This is a genomic window from Streptomyces sp. NPDC002125 (genome assembly GCF_053593715.1).
In genome coordinates this window covers 11,781-34,054 of record NZ_JBSFDD010000003.1, presented here as the reverse complement: position 1 = coordinate 34,054, position 22,274 = coordinate 11,781, and the positions used below count along the sequence as shown (strand labels likewise).

Sequence of the window (22,274 nt, the reverse complement as noted above, 5' to 3'; positions counted from 1 at the left end):
CGTGACAGGACGTACTATTCCGGGCAGCTGATCACCCCGTCCCCCACGGCGCCATGTCCCGGGGCATGCCCGCAGCCGCCGAACTCTCCGTGCCGAGGGTGCAGGCGGACCCCGCGCCTCTCCTCCCCTCCCCCCACGCACTCGCACGGAGCGCCGCATGCCCACGCCCACCCGTCCCTCGTCCTCCGCGAAGAAGCCGGTCCTCCTCGGCCTCGTCGTCGTGATCGCCGCAGGGCTGCTCGGCTTCGTCTCCTACCGGGCCACCGCCCCCAAGGACCAGAACTCCGGCACCCCGGCCACCGTGACGACGAGCGGCCCGGACTCCGACCTCTACCGGCAGCTGGCGGAACTGGCCCGGCGCGACGCGGACGACAAGCTGGCCCGGGGCCGCACCGACGCCCCGGTCGTTCTCATCGAGTACGCCGACTTCCGGTGCTCCTACTGCGGAAAGTTCGCCCGGGACACCGAACCCGAACTGATCGAGAAGTACGTCGAGGACGGCACCCTGCGCATCGAGTGGCGCAACTTCCCCATCTTCGGCAAGGAGTCCGAGGCCGCCGCCCGTGCCTCCTGGGCCGCCGGACAGCAGGACCGCTTCTGGGCCTTCCACCGGGCCGCCTACGCCGAGGACGCCAAGGAGAAGGGATTCGGCACGGCCCGTCTGCGGGCCCTCGCCCAGCAGGCCGGGGTGAAGGACCTGGACCGCTTCGCACGCGACACCGAGAGCGCGGAGGCGAACGCGGCGGTCGGCGCCGACCGCGACCAGGCCTACGGAATCGGCGCCACGTCCACCCCGTCCTTCCTCATCAACGGCCACCCCCTCGCGGGAGCGCAGCCGACCGCCGTCTTCACCCAGGCCATCGAGTCCGCCGCGGCGGAGGCCGCGAACGTCGGAAGCGCCGGGGACCCCGCGAAGTGACCCCGGACATCGGCTACTTCGCGGCCCTGCTCGGCGGTCTGCTCGCCCTGCTCAGCCCGTGCGGCGCCCTGCTGCTGCCGTCCTTCTTCGCGTACTCCGCGGGCACCGCCTCACGGTTGCTGGCCCGTACGGGGATCTTCTACGCAGGGCTCGCCACCACCCTCGTCCCGCTGGGCGCGGCGGGCTCGTACGCCGGACGGCTCTTCCACGGCCACCGGGACGCGCTCGTCCTCGGCGCGGGCTGGCTGATCATCGCCCTCGGCCTCGCCCAGATCCTGGGCCTGGGCTTCGCCTCCCGCCGGATCGCGGCGGTCGGCGGCCGTATCCGGCCCACGACCGCGCTGTCCGTGTACGCCCTCGGCGCGGTGTACGGGCTGGCGGGATTCTGCGCCGGCCCGATCCTCGGCGGCGTCCTCACGGTGGCGGCGGTCGGCGGCAGCCCCGTCTACGGAGGGCTGCTGCTCGCCGCCTACGCGCTGGGCATGGCCGTGCCGCTGTTCGTGCTCGCCCTGCTCTGGGAACGCTTCGACCTCGGCCGCCGGGCCTGGCTGCGCGGCAGGCCGCTCCGCGTGGGCCGCTTCGGACTGCACAGCACCTCGCTGCTGTCCGGCCTCCTGTTCATCGGGCTCGGGGGGTTCTTCCTCGTGTACGACGGGACGGCCGCGCTGCCCGGACCGCTGGACGTGGACGACTCGTTCGCCGTCGAGCAGTGGGCCCAGCGCCTGGGGGAACGGGTGCCGGACGCGGCGGCGCTGATGGCTCTGGTTGCCGTGGTCCTGGTGGGGCTGACCGTGCAGGCGGTACGGCGGCGGCGTAACGGCCGGGCGGGAACGGGCTGAGCCGGCGGATGGCGTACGACGAAGGCCCCGTCCTGTGGACGGGGCCTTCGGGTGGTGGCTGGGGCCGGGATCGAACCGGCGACCTATCGCTTTTCAGGCGATCGCTCGTACCAACTGAGCTACCCAGCCACGCAGCTCATACGGGCTGCAGCGGTCCTGACGGGATTTGAACCCGCGGCCTCCACCTTGACAGGGTGGCGAGCACTCCAAACTGCTCCACAGGACCTAGCTAATGTGCGAGACAAGTCTCGCACACGGTAAAGCGTGCCCCCAACGGGATTCGAACCCGTGCTACCGCCTTGAAAGGGCGGCGTCCTGGGCCACTAGACGATGAGGGCTAAGGGCCCACCTGCGCGCTTTCCAGCGCGTCGGGGACGTGAGAAGCATATGTGATGGCAGGAGGTATCGCCAAAACGGTTTAGGGGGAGGTCGTGGAGGGGCTCGGAGAGGGCGCGGGAGTCTTCAGGTTCTCCTCCGGCAGATGGCGGCTGACCTCGGCGGTCGTCAGGCCGAGGCCGCCGAGGGTGATCTCGTCCCACGCCTGGAGATGCCGGGTCGTGCGGTCCAGGTAGAGCACCGAGGCGCGCACCTTCTCGGGCTTCTCGTTCTGCACGGCACGCAGTCCGCCGCCGCCCGCGGAGCCCTCGACCTTCAGCCGCGTGCCCAGCGGGAGCAGTTCGTTGACCCGGTGGTGCACATGGCCGGCCAGGACCAGCGGAACCGTTCCGTCCGTCTCCCGGGCCGCGTTCGGGTCGTGCGCCACCGCGATGTCCACCGGGGTGCCCGCCCGCTTCTGGTCGCGCAGCGCCGAGGCGAGACGCATGCCCGCGAGCTGCTCGGCCGCCTTGCCGCCGGTGGGACGCGTGCGGTCGGGGGTGAACTGCGGGTCCCCGGTGCCCGCGATGCGCACACCGGCCACGGTGACGGCCTTCCCCTCGTCCAGGACGTGCACGTTCCTCATCTTCTCCAGGTAGGCCTGGGTCTCCTTCGAGTCGTGGTTCCCCCGCACCCACACATAGGGGGCTCCGAGGTCGCGGGCCGGGTCGAGGAAACCGTTCTCCGCGGCCGTCCCGTGGTCCATCGTGTCCCCGGAGTCGATGATCACGTCGATCTCGTACTGCTCGACGAGCGAGCCGATGATGTGCCAGGCGGCGGGGTTGAGATGGATGTCGGAGACCTGGAGGACCCGGATGGTCGCCGGGTCCGGCTGGTAGACGGGGAGCGTGGACGTGGCGTCGTAGAGCTTGGTGACGTTGGTGACGAGCCTGGCCAGTTCCTGTTGGTAGACGTCGAACTCCGTGACGATCGACCGTGCGTCGCCGACGACCGAGGGGGCGCTGGAGAGCAGCCCGGAGAACTTCGGCTCCAGGACGGACTTCGGGTTCCAGGTGGCGTACGCGCTGATGCCCGAGGCGGCCAGCAGCGCCAGGGCGAGCCCCCCGGCGGCCAGGGCCCTGCGCGGACGGCGGTAGACGAGGAGACCGAGCGCGGTGGCGCCGGAGACCACGGCCACGCAGGAGCGGACGGCCAGCTCACGGGTGCCGGTCGCGACGTCGTCGGTGACCTCGTCCTGGAGTCCGGCCAGGCGTTCGGGGTGCTTGACCAGGGCCTGCGAGCGCTCCGGGTCCAGCTGGTCCACGTCCACGTCCAGGCGGACCGGGGCGTGGTGGGAGTCCAGCTCCAGCGCGCCGAGCGGGGACACGTTGATCTTCGTACCGCCGCTCACCGAGGGCCGCAGGGTCATGGTGGTGTCCATGGGGCCCACGGGCGTACGCACGCTTCCGACGACCAGCAGCCCGAGCCACGCCCCCAGGACGACCACGGCCAGCAGGCCGGACGCGCGCTTCCAGGGGTGCGCGGCGGGCACGAGTCCGCCTGCCTGGGCGGCGGTACGCGAGCGGGAGAGGTGGAGGCGGCGGACATGGGCGGCTGCGGCGTGGAACGGGCGTGCCATTGGGCGCGTATGCCCCGTTCGGGCGGCAGGCATGCGGGCCGCGGGCCGGGGTGGGCCGGGCGGGTGGCCCTGAGGACGGGCGGGTACCGCCCGTCCGGGGCGTGCGTACGTGACAATGGCGGGGTGCTGGAGATGACGCGCGAGGAGTTCGAAGAGCTGGTGAGCCTGGCTCTGGACCGGGTCCCGCCTGAGCTGATGCGGCTGATGGACAACGTCGCGGTGTTCGTGGAGGAGGAGCCGGAGGACCCCGAGGACCGGGAGCTGCTCGGCCTCTACGAGGGCACGCCGCTCACCGAGCGCGGCGAGTGGTACGCCGGGGTGCTGCCGGACCGGATCACCATCTACCGGGGGCCGACGCTGCGGATGTGCGAGACCCGCGAGGACGTGGTCGCCGAGACGGAGATCACCGTCGTCCACGAGATCGCCCACCACTTCGGCATCGACGACGAGCGGCTGCACGAACTGGGGTACGGATGATCCCCCCCTGGCGGGTCCTGGCCGCGGTCGCGGCGGGCGGCGCGGCCGGGGCCACGGCGCGTTACGCGGCGTCCCTGGCCTGGCCCGCCGCCGAGGGGGAGTTCCCCTGGACGGTCTTCGCCGTCAATGTGTCGGGCTGTGCCCTGATCGGCGTACTGATGGTGCTGACCGCGGAGCGGGGCAGGGTGACGCGTCCGCTGGCGCGGCCGTTCCTGGGGGTCGGCGTGCTCGGCGGGTTCACGACGTTCTCGACGTACGCCGCCGATGTGTCCGGCCTGCTGGTGCGTCAGGAGGTGGCGCGGGCGGTCGCGTACATGGCGGGGACCGCTGTGGCGGCGCTCCTCGCGGTGTGGGGCGCGGCGGTGCTGACCCGGGCGCTGGTGGACCGGCGTCCGGTGGCCCGGCCCGGCGGCACGGCGTGAACTGGCTGCTCGTCGCCCTCGGGGGCGCGGTCGGGGCCCCGCTGCGCCATCTGACGGACCGTGCGGTCCAGGCGCGGCACGGGGCGGGTCTGCCGTACGTGTTCCCGTGGGGGACCTTCACCGCCAACGCCGCCGGGAGCCTCCTGCTCGGGCTGCTGACCGGGGCCGCGGTGTCCGGGCCGGCGCACGCGCTGCTGGCCACGGGACTGTGCGGGGCCCTGACGACGTACTCGACGTTCTCGTACGAGACGCTGCGGCTGGCCGAGACGGGCCGAGGCTTCCTCGCGGCGGCCAATGTGCTGGCGTCGCTGCTGGTGGGGCTCGGGGCGGTATTCCTGGGGGCCGAACTCCTGGGCGGTTTCGGGGCGTCCTGAGGGACGGGCCCGGGGGCCGGCGGGTGTGCGGGTGTTGTGTCCGGGCGTGTCCCCGGCGGGGGCAGGGGAGTTGAACACATCGCTCCCCCTCACCGCCGTCCCTCTCCGCCCCGGAGGTGCACCCCGTGCGCCAGTTGTCCGTCCGCGTCCGCCGGGCAGCCGTCAGCGTGCTGACGATCGCCGTGTCCACAGGCTGTATGAGCGTCGGCGGCGACGCCGGGAAGCCCGAGCCTCCGCGCCCCTCCAGCCAGAAGGGGGCATCGGACAGCCGGCCGGACGGCGGGACCGTCTCGGGCACCGGCCGGTACGGCGGCCCCGGCGACCGCCGTGCGGAGGCACAGTCCGACCGGGGCGCGTCCCGGAAGCCGGACGACAAGGCCTCGGGCGGCCCCGCGGCCACCCCGGGGGCGGCGCGGCCGGAGCCCGGCGGCCCCGGAACTCCGGAGCCGACCCTGGGCGGCCACCTGCCCACCCCGGAGCCCAGCGTGCCCGGCCCCGGTGAGCCGACACCCCCGCCGGTCACCCCGGAGACGCCGCCGCCCTCGCCCGAACCGGAGCCGTCGCCTCCTCAGGAGCCGCCCTCGGCCTCGCCGGCCGCGCAGTTCCGTACCGACGCGATGGGGCCGCAGGGCCGGGTGGAGGTGTGGCCGACTCCGGTGGCATCACCGCAGGTCGCGCCCGTGTGAGCGGGGTCTCGGCGGACCCGGTTTGCGCGAAGTGGGGGAGGGTGCGTATGGTAGTAGATCGTTTGATCCCATTGCCCGGCGCCGACACAGAAGAGCGCCGTGTGGCGCGTACTCTCCCTTGCCGTGGCTGGACCGCATTGAGGCGGTCGAAATTGCGAATCACGGAGTTACGGGCGCGTGCCGAGACTCCGGAAGGTTTCGCATTTCGCATGTCAATTTCCAGTTCTGACCGCACCGTCATGCCCGAGAACGTCGAGAACGACGTCGAGAACATCGAGGCGGCCGAGGTCGTCGAGGCCGCTGAGGCCGTCGTGACCGAGGCCCCCGAGGCGGTCCCGGCCGCCGACGAGGCGCCCGCCGCCGAGGACGTCGCCTCCGAGGACGCTCCCGCCGAGGACGCCGAGCCGAGCATCACCTTCGCCGACCTGGGCCTGCCCGAGGGCATCGTCCGCAAGCTCGCGCAGAACGGTGTGACGGCCCCCTTCCCGATCCAGGCCGCGACCATCCCGGACGCCCTGGCCGGCAAGGACATCCTGGGCCGTGGCCGTACCGGCTCCGGCAAGACGCTCTCCTTCGGTCTGCCGACCCTGGCCGCGCTGGCCGGCGGTCACACCGAGAAGAAGAAGCCCCGCGCGATCATCCTCACGCCGACCCGTGAGCTCGCAATGCAGGTCGCGGACGCGCTTCAGCCCTACGGCGACGTGCTCGGCCTGAAGATGAAGGTCGTCTGCGGCGGTACGTCGATGGGCAACCAGATCTACGCGCTGGAGCGCGGTGTCGACGTCCTCGTCGCCACCCCGGGCCGTCTCCGCGACATCATCAACCGCGGCGCCTGCTCCCTTTCGAGCGTCCAGGTCGCGGTGCTCGACGAGGCCGACCAGATGTCGGACCTGGGCTTCCTGCCCGAGGTCACCGAGCTGCTCGACCAGATCCCCGGCGGCGGCCAGCGCATGCTCTTCTCCGCCACCATGGAGAACGAGATCGGCACGCTCGTCAAGCGCTACCTGAGCAACCCGGTCACCCACGAGGTCGACAGCGCCCAGGGCAACGTCTCGACCATGTCGCACCACGTCCTCGTCGTGAAGCCGAAGGACAAGGCGCCCGTCACGGCCGCCATCGCCGCCCGCAAGGGCCGCACGATCATCTTTGTCCGCACCCAGCTGGGCGCCGACCGCATCGCCGAGCAGCTCATCGAGTCCGGCGTGAAGGCCGACGCGCTGCACGGCGGCATGACCCAGGGCGCCCGTACCCGCGTTCTCGAGGACTTCAAGAAGGGCTACGTCAACGCCCTCGTCGCCACCGACGTCGCCGCTCGCGGCATCCACGTCGACGGCATCGACCTCGTCCTGAACGTGGACCCGGCCGGCGACCACAAGGACTACCTGCACCGCTCGGGCCGTACCGCCCGCGCCGGTAAGTCCGGTGTCGTCGTCTCGCTGGCGCTCCCGCACCAGCGCCGTCAGATCTTCCGCCTCATGGAGGACGCGGGCGTCGACGCCTCGCGCCACATCGTGCAGGGCGCGGGCGTCTTCGAGCCCGAGGTCGCCGAGATCACCGGTGCCCGTTCGCTGACCGAGGTCCAGGCCGACTCCGCGAACAACGCGGCCAAGCAGGCCGAGCGCGAGGCCGCCGACCTCACCAAGCAGCTGGAGCGCGTCCAGCGCCGTGCCGTCGAGCTGCGCGAGGAGGCCGACCGCCTGGTCGCCCGTGCCGCCCGCGAGCGGGGCGACGACCCGGAGACCGCGGTGGCCGAGGCCGCCGCCGAGGCCGAGGCGGCGCTCGTCGCCGCAGCGTCCGTCCCCGAGCAGCCGGCCGCGCGCGACGACCGTCGTGACGACCGGGGCAACTTCAACCGCCGTGACGACCGCGGTGACCGCCGTGACGACCGTGGCGGTTACCGCGGCGGCAACGACCGTGTCGGCGAGCGCAGTGGCCGTCCCTCCGGTGGCTCCGGCTACCGGGGCAGCAACGACCGGCCGTCGTTCCGCAGCAGCAACGACCGGCGTGACGACCGTCCGTCCGGTGGCTTCCGCTCCGGCGGTGACCGTCGTGACGACCGGGGTGGCCGTTCGTTCGAGCGTCGTGACAACGACCGTCCGTCGTTCAACCGCGACCGTCGTGACGACCGTCCGTCCGGTGGCTTCCGCTCCGGCGGTGACCGCCGCGACGACCGGGGTGGCCGTTCGTTCGAGCGTCGTGACAACGACCGTCCGTCGTTCAACCGCGACCGTCGTGACGACCGTCCCTCCGGTGGCTTCCGCTCCGGCGGCAGCGACCGTCCGTTCAACCGCGACCGCCGCGACGACCGCCCCTCGGGCGGCTTCCGCTCCGGTGGCGGCGACCGTCCGACCGGCCGCCGTGACGACCACCGCGGTGGCACCGGCACGGGTACCGGCACCGGCACCTTCGGCCGCCGCGACGACAAGCCGCGCTGGAAGCGCAACGGCTGATCGCCGCTGATCGACCGACGCAGGGCCCGTACAGCACTCCGGTGCCGTACGGGCCCTGCGGCGTTGTGCGCGACCTGCCGGGATGCCGGGCCATTGAACGGGTTCGAAACGCACCCCCGTCCTTAGCGGTACGACGCATGGAGTGAGGGGCGCATGCCGTGCCCCCGGCGAGGGCATCGCTGGGGGCATGACAAACGACGATGCCGCCGTGGCGGTGCCACCACCCGACGCTTCCGCGGGCCCGCCCGCTCCTCCTTCCCCGGCCGCTCCCCTTTCCGACGAGGAGCGGCTGGCCGAACTCGGCTACACCCAGGTGCTCGCGCGCCGGATGTCCGCGTTCTCCAACTACGCCGTCTCGTTCACGATCATCTCGGTGCTCTCCGGCTGCCTGACGCTGTATCTGTTCGGCATGAACACGGGCGGGCCGGCCGTCATCACCTGGGGCTGGGTCGGCGTCGGGCTGATGACGCTGTTCGTGGGCCTCGCGATGGCCGAGATCTGTTCGGCGTACCCGACCTCCGCCGGCCTGTACTTCTGGGCCCACCGTCTCGCCCCGCCGCGCTCCGCCGCCGCGTGGGCGTGGTTCGCCGGCTGGTTCAACGTGCTGGGCCAGGTCGCCGTCACCGCCGGTATCGACTTCGGCGCCGCGTCCTTCCTCGGGGCCTATCTGAACCTCCAGTTCGGCTTCGAGGTCACCCCGGGCCGCACGATCCTGCTCTTCGCGGCGATCCTGATCCTGCACGGCCTGCTGAACACCTTCGGCGTCGGCATCGTCGCCTTCCTCAACAACGTCAGCGTGTGGTGGCACGTGGTCGGGGTCGCCGTCATCGTGGGCGCGCTGACCTTCGTACCCGACTCGCACCAGTCGGCGTCGTACGTCTTCACCGAGTTCGTGAACAACACCGGTTGGGGCAGCGGGTTCTACGTCGTGATGATCGGCCTGCTCATGGCGCAGTACACCTTCACCGGCTACGACGCCTCAGCCCATATGACCGAGGAGACCCACGACGCGGCCGTGGCGGGCCCGCGCGGCATCGTGCAGTCGATCTGGACGTCCTGGATCGCCGGGTTCGTGCTCCTGCTGGGCTTCACCTTCGCCATCCAGTCGTACGACGGCGCCCTGAACTCCCCGACCGGCGCCCCGCCCGCCCAGATCCTCCTGGACGCGCTCGGCGCCACGACGGGCAAACTCCTGCTGCTCGTCGTGATCGGCGCCCAGCTCTTCTGCGGCATGGCCTCCGTGACCGCCAACAGCCGCATGATCTACGCCTTCTCGCGCGACGGGGCGCTGCCCTTCTCCCGCGTCTGGCACACGGTCAGCCCCCGCACCCGCACCCCCGTCGCCGCGGTCTGGCTGGCCGCACTCGGTGCCCTGGCCCTCGGCCTCCCGTACCTGATCAACGTCACGGCGTACGCGGCGGTGACCTCCATCGCGGTCATCGGCCTCTACATCGCCTACGTCATCCCCACCCTGCTCCGCCTCCTGCGCGGCGACGACTTCGTCCGGGGCCCCTGGCACCTGGGCCGCTGGTCCCGGCCCATCGGGATCGTCGCGGTGTCCTGGGTCGCGGTGATCACGGTGCTGTTCATGCTGCCCCAGGTGTCCCCGGTCACCTGGGAGAGCTTCAACTACGCACCCCTGGCCGTCCTGGTGGTCCTCGGCTTCGCCGCCGTCTGGTGGCTGGTCTCGGCCCGCCACTGGTTCCTGAAACAGACCACCCCGGTTCACAAGGGCACGATCACGGACGAAACCACGGACTGACCCGGACCGCCCCGACCACGACAGGGCCCGGCACCCGATACCCGATCGGCTGCCGGGCCAGGGGCAGCTATGCTCGGGGGTGATCCATCATGGGCCGTTAGCTCAATTGGTCAGAGCAGCGGACTTTTAATCCGTTGGTTGTGGGTTCGAGTCCCACACGGCCTACCACTGGACCCCAGCTCAGAGCGCGTGTGAGCAGGGGTCCACTGCTGTTCCGGGCCGCATGCGTGAGTGCTGCTGGCCCGACAGGATGGGCGAGTGCGCCCACCGCCGAGGAGAGCGCCTCAGTGCGTCACGGGGAGCGATTCCGGTCAGCCGATCGCGCGCAGCGCCAGCCGCACCATGGTCATGACGCCTCGCCCGATCCAGCCGAGCAGCCCCAGTTCCGCGGCCAGTTCGGCGGTCTCCACGGCTGTTTCCGCCCGATCCGAAGATCCTGAACGGCACCGGGAACAGGAGCGGGGCCAACGGCGCTTCCGCGCTCCGCACTTCTTGCACGTCGTCATGGACTCGAACCCCCGTGTTGCCCGGTGTGAGACACATGATGCCGTCGGGTGGCGGGATGCGGCATGAGTACCCGTACCCATGTTCGCATGGACGGCCGACTCGGCCTCGCGGAGTGCTCCGTCCTCAACGGGTACGGGGCGCACGAGGGTCTGGGCCGTGTCAGCGGGTGAACTTCGCGACGGCGGCAGGGGTGACGGGCGTGAAGAAGTTGACCAGGTTGCCGTCCGGGTCACGGAGGAGCAGGGACCGGTTGCCCCATGGCATGGTGGTGGGCTCGGTCACGACGTCGGTGACGAAGGAACGCAGGTTCCCGTATGCCCGGTCCACGTCGTCCACGAGGAACTCGGTGATCACGCTGTGGTTCTCCGCAGGGCGGGCGGAGCCGGGGGCGAAGACCGGGACGGTACGGGTGCTCGCGATCGCGAGGGTGGCCGCGGAGGTTCTGAGCTCGGCGAAGTCCCCGTTGGCCCATGTCGCTCTCACCTCTGTGGCTCGTTCGTAGAACGTGACGAGGCGTGCGACGTTATCGGTGATGATGCGGATGGAGACGATGTTCATTCCGGGCTCCTGAGGCGTGCTGGTGGTCGTGCACGTCGCAGGCTAGGAGCCGTACAGGACGGAGTCCGTCCTGTATCCGGCTGCCGTGGTGGCCGTATCTCGCCTCGCGGGTCTCAGGGGCGCGGCCAGGGCCGGCCGCCGATGCGTTCGATGTCGGAGTTGAAGCGCCGCAGGTAGCCGGCGAAGGCGGAGATGTCCTCGTCGGCCCAGTCGGCCATGACGCGCTCCAGGGAGCTGACCATGCCCTCGCGTTCCACGTCGAGGGTCCTCGCGCCCTCCTCCGTGATGCGGAACTTGCGGGCCATGCCCCCGTCCGGGTCGGGGATGCGCTCCACGAAGCCGGCGCGCATGACCGCGGCGGTCTGCCGGTTGAGGGTGGAGACGTCGAGGTCGAAGGCCTCGCTGAGCTCGCCGACGGACATCGGGCCCTGGACGCGGATGCGGCTGAGCAGGACGTATGCGCTGCGCTCCAGGAGGCCGTCCTTGCGGCGGCCCTTTCTGTGGGTCAGCAGGCCGTGCCGGCTGAGCAGCATCTGCTCGTACTCGACCTCATGCGTTGCCCTCTTCATCGCGGGCACCTCCTGCTTCCTGCCGGGCGGGCCGGTGTGTCGTCGTGCCGTCGTGCGTGCCGGCTTCATCGTATGTTTACCAAGACTTGCATATGCCACACGACATGCATGATGCAATAGATGTGTACGATGCCAATCTTCCCATCGAACCGACCGGATAGCCGAGGCCCGACATATGGACACGTCCCAGCCCACAGCCCGCGCAGGCGGTGTGATCACGACGCTGGCACTCGCCGGCACCGTCGCCGCCGTGATGCAGACGCTGGTGACCCCGCTCATCGCCGAGCTGCCGCGCATCCTGGACACCTCGTCCTCGAACGCGGCCTGGGTGGTCACCGTCACCCTGCTGGTCGCGGGCGTGTGCGTGCCGGTCACCGGCCGGCTCGGCGACCTCCTCGGCAAGCGCCGCATGCTACTGGCCTGCTCGGTCCCGCTGATCGTCGGCTCCGTGGTGTGTGCGCTGGCCTCCTCCGTGGTGCCGATGATCGTCGGGCGCGGGCTCCAGGGCATGGGCATGGGCATGGTGCCGCTGGGGATCGCGCTGCTGCGTGACGTGGTGCCCACGGAGAAGCTCAGCGGTTCGATCGCCCTCGTCAGCGCCTCCATGGGCATCGGCGGCGCCCTCGGTCTGCCGATATCGGCCGCCGTCGCCGAGTACACCAGCTGGCGCGTCCTGTTCTGGGGCTCGGCGGTGCTCGCGCTCGCCATCGCCGTGCTCATCTGGTCCTTCGTCCCCGACATCCCGGCCGGCGCCAAGGGGCAGCGCTTCGACGCGCCCGGCGCGGTCGGCCTCGCGATCGGGCTGGTCTCGCTCCTGCTGGCCATCTCCAAGGGCGCGGACTGGGGCTGGGGGTCGGGCACCACGCTCGGCCTGTTCGCCGTCGCGGTCGTGGCGCTCGGCGCCTGGGGCTTCTACGAGCTGCGCACCCGTGACCCGCTGGTCGACCTGCGCACCACCGCCCGCCCGCGCGTGCTGCTGACCAACGTGTCGTCGATCCTGGTCGGCGTCGGCATGTACTCCTTCATGCTGATCGCCCCGCAGCTGCTCCAGTTCCCGGAGGCCACGGGCTACGGCCTGGGTCAGTCGATGCTGGCCGCCGGTCTGTGGATGGCTCCCGGTGGCGTGATGATGATGATCGTCTCCCCGCTCGGCGGAAAGCTGATCAACGCCCGCGGCCCCAAGATCGCCCTCGTGCTCGGCGCGCTCGTGATCTCCGCCGGTTACGGCCTCTCCCTGTTCCTGATGGGCTCCGCCTGGGGCCTGATGGTCGTCGGCATCGTCATCAACAGCGGCGTCGGCCTCGCCTACGGCGCGATGCCCGCGCTGATCATGAGCTCGGTGCCGCTCTCGGAGACGGCTGCCGCCAACGGCTTCAACACCCTGATGCGCTCGCTGGGCACCACCATCGGATCGGCCGTCATCGGCGTGGTGCTGGCCCAGATGACCATCAACCTCGGCGGCTTCTCGCTCGCTTCCGAGGACGGGTTCCGTGTCGGCCTGATGATCGGCTGCGGAGTCGCCCTCGTCGCCGCCGCTGTCGCCGCGCTCATCCCGGGCCTCGTCCGCTCCGCCAAGGACGACGACACCTCCGGCGCCGTCCCGGCCGGCAAGGTCGCCGCCGAAGCCTGACCGAGGTACGCGGCCGAGCCAGGCCGCAGCCCACGGAAGCGCCCCGTCCGCCGGACGGGGCGCTTCCGCGTGCGCGGAACTTTCTGCTGCACGGGCATTGACCATGGGTGTGGGCCGACTTACGTTCTTCGCGTTGCCCTTCGTATGTCATATATGAGACGCGATATGAGAGCCGAGAACGGAGGGACCGCCGGGCTCCCGCGCTTCCGTATCCCAGAGAAGAGAGCCGATACATGATCAAGCCCCGCAGCAGCCGTCTCGCCGCCGCCGTATCCCTGGTCTCCGCCCTGGCCCTCACCGCGACAGCCTGCGGTGACGACGGCAGCGGCATGGCAGGAGCGAAGGGCGCCGAGGGCTCGGGCACCGGGAAGATCGTCTTCTGGGACGAGAACGGCGGTGTCCGCACGGCGATCTGGAAGGAGATCATCGCCGACTTCGAGAAGGCCAACCCGGACATCGACGTGCAGTACGTCGGCATCGCGTCCACCGAGGCCCAGTCGAAGTACGACACCGCCATCCAGGGCGGCGGCCTGCCGGACGTCGGAGGGGTCGGCGCCGCGATGGTCGCGGGGATCACCGCGCAGGACGCGCTGGAGCCGCTGGACGGCCGGATCGCGGACAGCTCGCTCAAGGGCAAGCTCAACGAGGCGATGATCGAGAACGTACGGAGCGCGGCCGGCCGGGACGAGGTCTACACGGTGCCGATCTCCGCCACCAACGGCGTCCTCTACTACCGCACCGACCTGTTCGAGAAGGCCGGACTGGACGAGCCGGACACCTGGGACGAGTTCTACGCGGCCGCCGCGAAGCTGACGGACAAGCGGAAGAACCAGTTCGGCTACACCATCCGGGGCGGCCCGGGCTCCATCGCCCAGGCGCTCGACGCGATGTACGGGCAGTCCGGCATCCAGTCCTTCTGGGACGAGTCCGGGACGAAGACCACGGTCAACGACCCCAAGAACGTCAAGGCCCTGGAGAAGTACGTCGGCCTGTACAAGAAGGCCACCCCCGAGGCCGACCTCAACAACGACTTCACCAAGATGGTCGCCCAGTTCGACTCCGGCAGCATCGCCATGCTCAACCACAACCTGGGCTCGTACCAGGACCATGTGAGCTCGCTGGGCGTGTCCAAGTTCCGCGGCATCCCGCAGCCCGAACTGGCCGACGGCACCCGGGTGATGGTCTCCAACCCGGTGTCAGGCCTCGGGCTGCTCAAGTCCTCGGAGAACAAGGCGGCGGCCTGGAAGTTCATCGAGTTCGCCGCCTCGCACGCCTCGAACTCCAAGTTCAGCGAGTCCGCGGGCCTCATCCCGGCCAACAAGGAAGCGGCGAAGGACCCGTGGCTCGACAAGGCCGAGACCACCAAGCTGGGCGCCGACGCGCTGTTCTCCGGGGACACCAGGATCGTCCAGCTGCCGTACTACCTGCCTGACTGGAACACCCTGTCCAAGGCCGACAGCGAAGCGGGCTTCCAGAAGGTGCTGCTCGGCAAGACGAGCGCCAAGGAGTTCCTGGACACCTTCGCCGAGAGCCTCGACGAGGCCCAGGCGGAGTGGAAGGAACAGCAGGGCTGAGGTCGTCGTACACCCGGCGGGTCCGCCCTCAGTCCAGGCCTTCCTCGCGCAGCTCGTACATCAGGAGGAACGTCCGGTAGGTCTCCGCGGACACGTCCAGGCAGACGTCCGGCCGGTTGGTCCACGTCGACGTGTTGTCGAGGGCCCGCCGGCAGGCCGTCTCGGTCTCGGCCCGGGTGGGGATGTTCGAGATGAACGCGGCGATCAGCAGGACCACTGCGAGGACGACCACACCGATACGGATGCGCATGGTCTCCCAACGACCGTACGGCCGGGCCGGTCACTGGCCCGGCCGACGGCCGCGGGGGTCATTCCGGCTCGTCGGTGACCGGCGGCAGATCGGGCTCGATGAACAGCCCGGCGTACTGCGGAGTGGGCAGCGGTGCCGCGGTGCCCGGCCCGTCGGTCGCGGTCGTGCTGTCCGGGTGCCGCTGGGTCGTGCGGGCGGGCATGTCGGTCATCTCGGTGTCCTGTACGTAGGTGTGCGGTGAGAGCCCTGTGACCGAGCCGCTGGGAGAAATGCCGGACTGGTCCCGACCGGTACGGCTACGAGGTGCCGCTACCGGTGCCGCGCCGCTCCGGGGGCGTCCGGATCATCGTGCGGTGCATGCAGACTGTAACCCTCCCAGCACGGCTTTCCCCCGGAATTGCGAGCCCGGCATGACGGTCAGTGCGGCGGCGCGGGCTCGATGTTCTGGTTTGCGTGGAAGAGGTTGTGCGGATCGTACGTCCGCTTGACCTCGGCGAGGCGGTCGTAGTGGCCGCGATAGGTGGCCCGGACCCGGTCCTGGGACTCACCGGCGCCCAGGAAGTTCACATAGGCACCGCCCATGGAGTGCGGGTGCAGCTCCTCCCAGTAGCCCACGGCCCAGTCGCGCAGGGCCCCCGCGTTGGCGGGATCGGGGTCGATGCCCGCGATGACGCCGGACCAGAGCGCGTCGCGGTAGGCCCAGGCGGTGTCGTCGGGCCCGACGCGGCCCGCCGCACCGTCGACCGGGTACAGGTGCATGGTCGACAGACCGGTGGGGAGCTTCTCGGCGAAGGAGGCGTGCACATCGACGGCCTCGTCGGTGATCCGGTCGAAGAAGTCACCGCGCCAGTACCACTGGAGACCGGTCGGGAGCAGCTCGTCGAACATGGTCTGCAGCGCCGGATACGGCATGGGCGAGGTGAAGTGGAAGGCGGGCGGCCCCGGTTCGTCCACCACGCGGAGGGTCTCCTCCAGCGCGTCCGGGTCCGCGGTCGAGGACCAGACGACGCCGCACATCTTCCGGCCGTGGATCTCCTCGGGGAAGGGCGGGCCGGGCGGGACGGTCAGCGAGGCGAAGAAGCCGTACAGGTCGTCGGGCGCCTGCGGCAGGAACTCGCGGTACCAGCGCATCACGTCGTGGAAGAGGTCCAGCGGCCACACCGTGACCCCGACCCCCACGGTGTCCACGGGGTGCAGCTCGAAGTCGAAGGACGTGACGATGCCGAAGTTCCCGCCGCCGCCGCGCAGCGCCCAGAACAGATCGGCGTTCTCGCTCGCGTTCGCGGGTACGAAGGTGCCGTCGGCCAGTACCACGTCGGCCGAGACCAGGTTGTCCGCCGCGAGGCCGTACTTGCGGGTGAGGTAGCCGTGGCCGCCGCCGAGGGAGAGCCCGCCGACACCGGTCGTGGACATGATGCCCGCCGGGGTGGCGAGGCCGAACGCGTGGGTGGCGTGGTCGAGGTCGCCCAGCTTCGCGCCGCCGTCGGCCTGCGCGGTCTGGGTGGCGGGGTCGACGCGTACGCCGCGCATGGGCGAGAGGTCCAGGGTGACGGCGTCGTCGGCGAGGCAGAGGCCGGGACCGCTGTGTCCGCCGCCGCGTACGGCGACGGAGAGGTCGTGCTCGCGCACGAAGTCGACGGCAGCCATGACGTCGGCCGTGTCGTGGCACATGACCACGGCGGCCGGCTTCTTGTCGATCATGGCGTTGTAGACCGTGCGGGCCTGCCCGTACTCCTGGTCGTCGGGGCCGATGACGGGGCCGCGCAACGCGCCTCGCATCGTTTCGAGTGTGGTGCCGTCCATGGTCGTCTCCTAGCGCGCGTGCGCCCGGCCTCCCCTGGCTCCGTGCATCGGGTGAGGCTGCTGAGGTCGACGCAGGCACCTCTGGATGCCGCGCAGACGGGACCGAACACCGAATGGCTGGTCCTTCCAGCGTCCCGCCGCCGGGCAGGGCCCGCAATCGCGCGGTGCCGTGCCCCGGGTGCGGGCCGGGGCACGGCACGGGGTCACGCCTGCGGTGCTGCTGCCGCGCCCTCGGCCGGAGGTGCTTCCGCGCCTCCGGCCGGGGACGCCGTCGCGTCCTCCCGCTCCCGCGCCGTCCCGCGCAGATGGACCATGAGCCCGATGAACCCGGCCGCGAACCCGCTGAACAGCCCGGATATCGCGTGGTTGAGCGCGTTGGCGGAAGCGCTGTCGGGCACACCGATGACCAGGTAGTTGACGGCGGCGCTGATCACCGCCCCGAACACGGCGCCGATCAGCCCGTTGACGAGCGAGGCGCGGAGCGGCGACTGTGCGGAACCGGGGGTCCGGGCAGGTCTGAGCGGTGTGGACATGGTGGGAGGCCCTCCAGACAGGCGATGAGCAGGTTCGGGGGTGCGGCAAACACCCTTGATCACGGCACTATGCCTGCCAACTGCGGGAAAAGCACCCATTGTTGGTGCGAGAAATCGGTGATGAGGGGTTCCCCTGTGTCCGGAGGTGTGGACGGGCGGCAGGGCGGGGTGGTCAGGGCAGCCTCCGGGATGGCGTAGAGTTGCTCTCACAACGACGCGGGGTGGAGCAGCTCGGTAGCTCGCTGGGCTCATAACCCAGAGGTCGCAGGTTCAAATCCTGTCCCCGCTACTGAAGACAGAGGCCCGGATCCTTCCAAGGATCCGGGCCTCTGTCGTATGCCCGCGTGCGGTCGTCCGCTCCGGGCTTGACCTTGACGTTGCGTAAAGATCTACCGTTTCCCGCATGGAGTGGTCCATACAGGAGATAGCCCGCCACGCGGGCACCACGAGCCGCACGCTCCGGCACTACGGAGACCTCGGCCTCCTGGTGCCGAGCCGCACGGGTGCCAACGGCTACCGCTATTACGACCAGGAGGCCCTGGTCAGGCTCCAGCGCATCCTGCTGCTGCGGGAGCTGGGGCTCTCGCTGCCCGCGATCAAGGACGTACTGGAGGGGCAGCGGGACGCCTCCGCGGCACTGCGGGCCCATCTGGGCCTGCTGGAGCAGGAGCGGGAGCGCATCGGGCGGCAGATCTCCTCGGTGCGGACCACTCTCCGGAGGACCGAGGAAGGGGAGGGGCTCATGGCCGAGGAAGTGTTCGACGGCTTCGATCACACGGTGTACGAGCAGGAGGTCACCGAGCGCTGGGGCCGGGAGGCGTACGAGCGGAGCGGCCGGTGGTGGCGCGGGCTGGGCCCCGCCGAGCGGGCCCGGTTCCAGGAGGAGCACGAGACCATCGCCCGGGACTACGGCCGGGCGAGGGCGGCCGGACGGGACGCGGGCGCCGAGGAGGTGCAGGACATCGCGCGCCGGCACTGCGACTGGCTCTCGGTCACGAGGGAGCCCACGCGCTCCTATGTGACGGGCCTCGCCGAGATGTACGCCGCCGATCCGCGCTTCGCGAAGAACTACGATCGGCACGGGGACGGAACGGCCGTCTTCGTACGGGATGCACTGACGGTCTACGCGCAGCACCGGCTCTCCGGCTGACCTCCGGCGGGGCGGGGCTCCGGCGCGCTCCTCCCTTTGGCCGATGACGGGTCGCCGCTCGGCGCGGCTCCGGCCAGCCTGGGTGGGGCGCGGTACCGTCCGCAGCCGTGGACGGACGGGGCAGGAGCGCACAGGTGGGGATGCGGGACGGACGGCGAGGGGGTGCTGCCGGGAACGCCCGTGCGCGGCGGTTCGTGCGCATGCTGCCCGCGCTGATGATCTGCGTCGGTGTGGCCTTCGACCTGGGCACACCGGCCGAGGTGACCGCCGTTCCGCTCTTCGCCGCCGCCGCGCTGGTCGCGGCCCCGTTCTTCTCGCTGGCCTCCACGGTCCGCGTCGGAGTGGCCGCGATCCTCGTCGTGCTCGCCATCCGGATCTCGGACGGTGTGGTGTTCAGGGTCGCCCCGCTGACCGATCTCCTCACCCTGTTCACCGTGTCCGTGCTCGCCGTCGTCATCAACGGCGTCGTGCGGCGCGGGAACGAGCAGCTGGCCTCGGCCCGGGTCATCGCCGAGACCGCGATGCGGGCGGTGCTCCCGATGCCCGAGTCCCGGATCGGCGGACTCCAGATCGCGGCGCGTTACGAGGCGGCGCAGGCGGACGAGTTCGTCGGCGGAGACCTGTACGCCGTGACGGACACCCCGTACGGGGTGCGGCTGGTGGTCGGGGACGTACGGGGCAAGGGGCTGGACGCCGTGGCGGCGGTGGCCGTGGTGATCGGGGCGTTCCGGGAGGCCGCCGAGCAGGAGCGGTCGCTGGAGGGCGTGGTCCAGCGGCTGGAGCGGGCGCTGGCGCGTGAGGGCGCGCGGCGCGGGGGGTTCGACTCCACGGAGGGGTTCGTGACCGCGGTGCTCGCCGAGATCCCGGCGGGCTCGGCCACGCTGCGGACCATCAACCGGGGCCATCCCGAGCCGCTGTTGCTGTACCCGGACGGGGCGCTCGACGTGCTGGCGCCCACCGTGCCGGCGCTGCCGCTGGGGATGGGGCTCGGCACCTGGCCGGACCGTTCGGACGAGTGGCCGCTGCCGGCCGGTTCGACGTTCCTGGCGTTCACGGACGGGCTGTCCGAGGCGCGGGACGCGCACGGTGTGTTCTACGACCCGGAGGCCCGGCTGCGCGGCCGGATCTTCCCGGGGCCGGAGGAGTTGCTGTCCGCGCTCACCGACGACGTGCGGCTGCACACCGGGGGCAGGTCGACGGACGACCTGGCGCTCCTCGCGGTCGGCCGGCCGGCCCGGGGGCAGCCGGACCGGCGGACGACCGTGAAGATCGTGGGACGGGACAGTGAATGACCGACGGCGACACTCCGTAGCCGAGGGGCATCTCTCCGCATAACATTTGACACACCGTCAGAAACTGAGGGGGTGTCGCGGGGTGCTCAACTCGCCCGTTTGCGACCGTTTGGGCCCTTAAAGTCCAGGCCAGAGCGCTGAACGATCTGTGGGAACAGCTTGGAATCGGACCCGGGTGTCTATTAACGTTCGATAACGCAGCGCGGTTGTACCTGTCGTCGCAAGAGGCGGCACCGTGCGCAGCGCCGAATTCCGCAAGGGAACCGGGGAACCACCTACATGGGGTGAATCGGACACCTGTGTCTCGTGAGAGACGAAGGGGCCCGTAGGAGACCTTCCTGCTCCGAACCCGTCAGCTAACCCGGTAGGCGAGAAGGAAGGAAAGGAGTGCGCCCACGTGGCGTCAAACCAGCCTGCCCCCGAGGCCCCGTCATCCTTCAGGCCCGGAAGCTTCGGTGATGAGGACAGGTCATGGGAGGAATGGAACCCCACCGAGGAGTCCATCCGTCCCGTACGCGGCAGGCACCGCGTAGCCAAGCAGCGCGGCCTCGCCCGTAGCTCCACCGTCCTCGGTGTCGGTGTCATCGCGGCCGTCGGTGCGGGTGGCATGGCCACCGCGCAGAGCAAGCCGCCGGTCTCCATCTCCCTTCCCGATTCGATCGCGGACAACCTCCCCGACGCCAAGTCCCTTCCCGGTGTCGGCGCGTTCATGTCCGGCGACTCCGACTCGGACCACGAGACGGTCGCCGCGTCCTCCCCCCTCACCACCGCGGGCATCACCGCCGCCGAGGCCGAGCAGGGCGCCACCGACGCGGGCGAGGCGCTGCGCGCCCGGATTCTCCAGCAGGCCGAGCAGCAGCAGGCCGGCGCCGACGCCGAGGCGAAGGCCGCTCAGGAGCAGGCGGCCGCCGAGGCGGCCGCGGCCCAGGCCGCGAAGCAGCAGAGCGACGCCGAGAAGAAGGCGGCCGCCGAGAAGAAGGCGGCCGAAGAGGCGGCGAAGAAGAAGGCCGAGGCCGAGCGCCTTGCCAAGCTCGCCGCCAGCTACGCCGTCCCGACCTCCTCGTACACCATCACCTCGACCTTCGGTCAGGCCGGTTCGATGTGGTCCTCCGGCTATCACACCGGGCTGGACTTCGCGGCGCCGACCGGCACCCCGGTCAAGGCCGTGCACAGCGGCACGGTGAAGTCGGCCGGCTGGTCGGGTTCGTACGGCTACCGCACGGTCCTGGAGCTCGATGACGGCACCGAGATCTGGTACTGCCACCAGTCCTCGATGGACGTCACCGCGGGCCAGAAGGTCACCACCGGCGACACCATCGGCCGCGTCGGCGCCACGGGCAACGTGACCGGCCCGCACCTCCACCTGGAGATCCACACCGCCGATGGCTCGGGCGTCGACCCCATGAGCTGGCTGCGCGGCAAGGGCCTCACCATCTGAGCCCACGCGCCGGCACCCGGCGCACCGGTACCCCGGCGGCCCTGACGCACGACCCCCCGACGTCAGGGCCGCCGGTCCCGTGTGCGGCCCATGCGCCCGCTGAAGCGGAATAGCTCCTTCGGGCGATCGGTTGACCTTGGGTATGACATCTCTGCGCCCGCTCGGTTCTTCGAGCCTCCAGGTCTTCCCCCTCGCACTCGGCGGCAACGTCTTCGGCTGGACGGCCGACGAGGAGCGGACGTTCGCGGTTCTCGACGCGTACACGGCGGCCGGGGGCAACTTCATCGACACCGCCGACTCCTACTCCGCCTGGATACCGGGCAACGAGGGCGGTGAGTCGGAGAGGCTCATCGGCACGTGGCTGGCGGCCCGCTCCCGCCGCGACGATGTCGTCATCGCCACCAAGGTCGGCGCCCACCCCGAGTACAAGGGGCTCTCGGCGACCACCATCAAGGCGGCGGCCGAGGCCTCGCTGCGCAGGCTCGGCACCGACCACATCGACCTCTACTACACGCACTTCGACGACGAGAGCGTCCCCGTCGAGGAGATCGTCACCGCGCTCGACCAGCTGGTGAAGGCCGGTTCGGTGCGGGAGATCGCCGCGTCCAACATCAGCCCCGAGCGGCTCAGGGCCTCCCTGGAGTTCTCCGAGCGCGAGGGCCTGGCCCGTTACGTGGCGCTCCAGCCGCACTACAACCTCGTCTCGCGCGACACCTACGAGGGCGCGCTCCAGGAGACGGCGGCCGGCGCCGGGCTCGCGGCCGTCCCGTACTACGCGCTGGCCTCGGGCTTCCTCACCGGCAAGTACCGGCCGGGGGCCTCCGTGGAGAGCGCCCGGGCCCAGGGTGCGGGCAAGCATCTGGAGACCGAGCGCGGGCGCAAGGTCCTTGCCGCGCTCGACAAGGTCGCCCAGGAGCACGACGCGGAGATCGCGACGGTCGCCCTCGCCTGGCTGGCCGCCCGGCCGACCGTGGCCGCGCCGATCGCCTCCGCCCGTACGGTCGAACAGCTGCCCGCGCTGGTGGCGGTGGCCGATCTGCGGCTGACCGAGCAGGACCTGGCGGAGCTCACCGAAGCCTCCGCCTGA

The 22,274-nt window shown here is 70.9% G+C and carries 21 protein-coding genes, 5 tRNA genes and 1 riboswitch; of the genes, 16 read left to right on the top strand and 10 right to left on the bottom strand.

Annotation, left to right across the window (positions count from 1 at the left end):
* Positions 1 to 157: 157 nt before the first annotated feature.
* A complete protein-coding gene (locus ACWCQM_RS05960) occupies positions 158 to 919 on the top strand; it encodes a DsbA family protein (protein ID WP_450914115.1) in 762 nt (253 codons plus the stop codon).
* A complete protein-coding gene (locus ACWCQM_RS05955) occupies positions 916 to 1,758 on the top strand; it encodes a cytochrome c biogenesis CcdA family protein (protein ID WP_450914114.1) in 843 nt (280 codons plus the stop codon). Before ACWCQM_RS05960 ends, ACWCQM_RS05955 begins: the two co-directional genes overlap by 4 nt.
* Positions 1,759 to 1,810: 52 nt before the next feature.
* On the opposite strand, the gene ACWCQM_RS05950 is transcribed toward ACWCQM_RS05955, so the two are convergent.
* From ACWCQM_RS05950 to ACWCQM_RS05935, 4 genes are all read right to left on the bottom strand, one after another.
* Positions 1,811 to 1,887: transfer RNA gene (locus ACWCQM_RS05950), tRNA-Phe, on the bottom strand.
* 22 nt (positions 1,888 to 1,909) lie between these two features.
* Positions 1,910 to 1,984: transfer RNA gene (locus tag ACWCQM_RS05945), tRNA-Asp, on the bottom strand.
* Between the two features lie 39 nt (positions 1,985 to 2,023).
* A tRNA-Glu gene (locus ACWCQM_RS05940) sits at positions 2,024 to 2,096 on the bottom strand.
* Positions 2,097 to 2,176: 80 nt separating this feature from the next.
* Positions 2,177 to 3,712, bottom strand: a complete 1,536-nt coding sequence (locus ACWCQM_RS05935; protein ID WP_450914113.1) for a metallophosphoesterase — start codon at positions 3,710 to 3,712, stop codon at positions 2,177 to 2,179.
* A 123-nt stretch (positions 3,713 to 3,835) separates the two neighbouring features.
* On the opposite strand from ACWCQM_RS05935, the gene ACWCQM_RS05930 reads away from it, so the two are divergent.
* The 7 genes from ACWCQM_RS05930 (at position 3,836) to ACWCQM_RS05900 (ending at position 10,051) form a co-directional block, all read left to right on the top strand.
* Positions 3,836 to 4,189 carry a metallopeptidase family protein gene (locus tag ACWCQM_RS05930; RefSeq protein ID WP_015578045.1) on the top strand — a complete coding sequence of 118 codons (354 nt, stop codon included), beginning with the start codon at positions 3,836 to 3,838 and terminating at the stop codon, positions 4,187 to 4,189.
* The gene (gene crcB / locus ACWCQM_RS05925) at positions 4,186 to 4,611 is read left to right on the top strand and encodes a fluoride efflux transporter CrcB (RefSeq protein WP_450914112.1); all 426 of its coding nucleotides are present in this window, start codon (positions 4,186 to 4,188) and stop codon (positions 4,609 to 4,611) included. Before ACWCQM_RS05930 ends, crcB begins: the two co-directional genes overlap by 4 nt.
* Positions 4,608 to 4,985: a fluoride efflux transporter FluC gene (locus tag ACWCQM_RS05920; protein WP_450914111.1), complete on the top strand. Its 378-nt coding sequence runs from the start codon at positions 4,608 to 4,610 to the stop codon at positions 4,983 to 4,985. Before crcB ends, ACWCQM_RS05920 begins: the two co-directional genes overlap by 4 nt.
* A 125-nt stretch (positions 4,986 to 5,110) precedes the next feature.
* The gene (locus ACWCQM_RS05915; protein WP_450914110.1) at positions 5,111 to 5,671 is read left to right on the top strand and encodes a hypothetical protein; all 561 of its coding nucleotides are present in this window, start codon (positions 5,111 to 5,113) and stop codon (positions 5,669 to 5,671) included.
* Between the two features lie 209 nt (positions 5,672 to 5,880).
* Positions 5,881 to 8,121: a DEAD/DEAH box helicase gene (locus tag ACWCQM_RS05910; protein WP_450914109.1), complete on the top strand. Its 2,241-nt coding sequence runs from the start codon at positions 5,881 to 5,883 to the stop codon at positions 8,119 to 8,121.
* A gap of 187 nt (positions 8,122 to 8,308) precedes the next feature.
* Positions 8,309 to 9,883, top strand: a complete 1,575-nt coding sequence (locus tag ACWCQM_RS05905) for an amino acid permease (protein ID WP_450914108.1) — start codon at positions 8,309 to 8,311, stop codon at positions 9,881 to 9,883.
* 91 nt (positions 9,884 to 9,974) lie between these two features.
* Positions 9,975 to 10,051, top strand: a tRNA-Lys gene (locus ACWCQM_RS05900).
* A gap of 498 nt (positions 10,052 to 10,549) precedes the next feature.
* On the opposite strand, the gene ACWCQM_RS05895 is transcribed toward ACWCQM_RS05900, so the two are convergent.
* Complete coding sequence (locus tag ACWCQM_RS05895; protein WP_450914107.1) at positions 10,550 to 10,948, bottom strand: VOC family protein; 399 nt, start codon at positions 10,946 to 10,948, stop codon at positions 10,550 to 10,552.
* Between the two features lie 113 nt (positions 10,949 to 11,061).
* The gene (locus ACWCQM_RS05890; protein WP_450914106.1) at positions 11,062 to 11,517 is read right to left on the bottom strand and encodes a MarR family winged helix-turn-helix transcriptional regulator; all 456 of its coding nucleotides are present in this window, start codon (positions 11,515 to 11,517) and stop codon (positions 11,062 to 11,064) included.
* A 175-nt stretch (positions 11,518 to 11,692) separates the two neighbouring features.
* Here ACWCQM_RS05890 and ACWCQM_RS05885 point away from each other — a divergent pair, with 175 nt between their 5' ends.
* Positions 11,693 to 13,147: an MFS transporter gene (locus tag ACWCQM_RS05885; protein WP_450914105.1), complete on the top strand. Its 1,455-nt coding sequence runs from the start codon at positions 11,693 to 11,695 to the stop codon at positions 13,145 to 13,147.
* 233 nt (positions 13,148 to 13,380) lie between these two features.
* The gene (locus ACWCQM_RS05880; RefSeq protein ID WP_450914104.1) at positions 13,381 to 14,721 is read left to right on the top strand and encodes an ABC transporter substrate-binding protein; all 1,341 of its coding nucleotides are present in this window, start codon (positions 13,381 to 13,383) and stop codon (positions 14,719 to 14,721) included.
* A gap of 28 nt (positions 14,722 to 14,749) precedes the next feature.
* Here the strand turns inward: ACWCQM_RS05880 and ACWCQM_RS05875 are convergent, their stop codons facing one another.
* The 4 genes from ACWCQM_RS05875 to ACWCQM_RS05860 form a co-directional block, all read right to left on the bottom strand.
* On the bottom strand, positions 14,750 to 14,971 hold the full coding sequence (locus ACWCQM_RS05875) for a hypothetical protein (protein ID WP_073750943.1): 222 nt from the start codon (positions 14,969 to 14,971) through the stop codon (positions 14,750 to 14,752).
* Positions 14,972 to 15,029: 58 nt separating this feature from the next.
* The gene (locus ACWCQM_RS05870) at positions 15,030 to 15,182 is read right to left on the bottom strand and encodes a hypothetical protein (protein WP_267074538.1); all 153 of its coding nucleotides are present in this window, start codon (positions 15,180 to 15,182) and stop codon (positions 15,030 to 15,032) included.
* A 206-nt stretch (positions 15,183 to 15,388) separates the two neighbouring features.
* Positions 15,389 to 16,774, bottom strand: coding sequence for an FAD-binding oxidoreductase (locus ACWCQM_RS05865; RefSeq protein ID WP_450914103.1), 1,386 nt, complete (start codon positions 16,772 to 16,774; stop codon positions 15,389 to 15,391).
* Positions 16,775 to 16,977: 203 nt separating this feature from the next.
* Positions 16,978 to 17,307, bottom strand: coding sequence for a hypothetical protein (locus ACWCQM_RS05860; protein WP_450914102.1), 330 nt, complete (start codon positions 17,305 to 17,307; stop codon positions 16,978 to 16,980).
* A 215-nt stretch (positions 17,308 to 17,522) separates the two neighbouring features.
* Between ACWCQM_RS05860 and ACWCQM_RS05855 the strand changes: the two genes are divergently transcribed.
* The 5 genes from ACWCQM_RS05855 to ACWCQM_RS05835 all read left to right on the top strand — a co-directional run bounded on the left by ACWCQM_RS05855 (position 17,523) and on the right by ACWCQM_RS05835 (position 22,274).
* Positions 17,523 to 17,596 (top strand) — tRNA-Met (locus tag ACWCQM_RS05855).
* A 114-nt stretch (positions 17,597 to 17,710) separates the two neighbouring features.
* Positions 17,711 to 18,457 carry a MerR family transcriptional regulator gene (locus ACWCQM_RS05850; RefSeq protein ID WP_450914101.1) on the top strand — a complete coding sequence of 249 codons (747 nt, stop codon included), beginning with the start codon at positions 17,711 to 17,713 and terminating at the stop codon, positions 18,455 to 18,457.
* A gap of 134 nt (positions 18,458 to 18,591) precedes the next feature.
* Positions 18,592 to 19,749 carry a PP2C family protein-serine/threonine phosphatase gene (locus tag ACWCQM_RS05845; RefSeq protein ID WP_450914487.1) on the top strand — a complete coding sequence of 386 codons (1,158 nt, stop codon included), beginning with the start codon at positions 18,592 to 18,594 and terminating at the stop codon, positions 19,747 to 19,749.
* A 233-nt stretch (positions 19,750 to 19,982) separates the two neighbouring features.
* Positions 19,983 to 20,135: riboswitch (cyclic di-AMP (ydaO/yuaA leader) on the top strand.
* Between the two features lie 11 nt (positions 20,136 to 20,146).
* Positions 20,147 to 21,187 (top strand): M23 family metallopeptidase, encoded by a 1,041-nt coding sequence (locus ACWCQM_RS05840; protein WP_450914100.1) that lies wholly within the window; start codon positions 20,147 to 20,149, stop codon positions 21,185 to 21,187.
* Between the two features lie 142 nt (positions 21,188 to 21,329).
* A complete protein-coding gene (locus tag ACWCQM_RS05835) occupies positions 21,330 to 22,274 on the top strand; it encodes an aldo/keto reductase (RefSeq protein ID WP_450914099.1) in 945 nt (314 codons plus the stop codon).

Excerpts from the sequence above, each read along its gene's own strand:
- ACWCQM_RS05875 (WP_073750943.1), bottom strand. The coding sequence starts at position 14,971 with ATGCGCATCCGTATCGGTGTGGTCGTCCTCGCAGTGGTCCTGCTGATC.
- ACWCQM_RS05910 (WP_450914109.1), top strand. The coding sequence starts at position 5,881 with ATGTCAATTTCCAGTTCTGACCGCACCGTCATGCCCGAGAACGTCGAG.
- ACWCQM_RS05895 (WP_450914107.1), bottom strand. The coding sequence starts at position 10,948 with ATGAACATCGTCTCCATCCGCATCATCACCGATAACGTCGCACGCCTC.
- ACWCQM_RS05865 (WP_450914103.1), bottom strand. The coding sequence starts at position 16,774 with ATGGACGGCACCACACTCGAAACGATGCGAGGCGCGTTGCGCGGCCCC.
- ACWCQM_RS05890 (WP_450914106.1), bottom strand. The coding sequence starts at position 11,517 with ATGAAGAGGGCAACGCATGAGGTCGAGTACGAGCAGATGCTGCTCAGC.
- ACWCQM_RS05935 (WP_450914113.1), bottom strand. The coding sequence starts at position 3,712 with ATGGCACGCCCGTTCCACGCCGCAGCCGCCCATGTCCGCCGCCTCCAC.
- ACWCQM_RS05835 (WP_450914099.1), top strand. The coding sequence starts at position 21,330 with ATGACATCTCTGCGCCCGCTCGGTTCTTCGAGCCTCCAGGTCTTCCCC.
- ACWCQM_RS05850 (WP_450914101.1), top strand. The coding sequence starts at position 17,711 with ATGGAGTGGTCCATACAGGAGATAGCCCGCCACGCGGGCACCACGAGC.
- ACWCQM_RS05960 (WP_450914115.1), top strand. The coding sequence starts at position 158 with ATGCCCACGCCCACCCGTCCCTCGTCCTCCGCGAAGAAGCCGGTCCTC.
- ACWCQM_RS05880 (WP_450914104.1), top strand. The coding sequence starts at position 13,381 with ATGATCAAGCCCCGCAGCAGCCGTCTCGCCGCCGCCGTATCCCTGGTC.
- ACWCQM_RS05905 (WP_450914108.1), top strand. The coding sequence starts at position 8,309 with ATGACAAACGACGATGCCGCCGTGGCGGTGCCACCACCCGACGCTTCC.
- ACWCQM_RS05860 (WP_450914102.1), bottom strand. The coding sequence starts at position 17,307 with ATGTCCACACCGCTCAGACCTGCCCGGACCCCCGGTTCCGCACAGTCG.
- ACWCQM_RS05885 (WP_450914105.1), top strand. The coding sequence starts at position 11,693 with ATGGACACGTCCCAGCCCACAGCCCGCGCAGGCGGTGTGATCACGACG.
- ACWCQM_RS05870 (WP_267074538.1), bottom strand. The coding sequence starts at position 15,182 with ATGACCGACATGCCCGCCCGCACGACCCAGCGGCACCCGGACAGCACG.
- crcB (WP_450914112.1), top strand. The coding sequence starts at position 4,186 with ATGATCCCCCCCTGGCGGGTCCTGGCCGCGGTCGCGGCGGGCGGCGCG.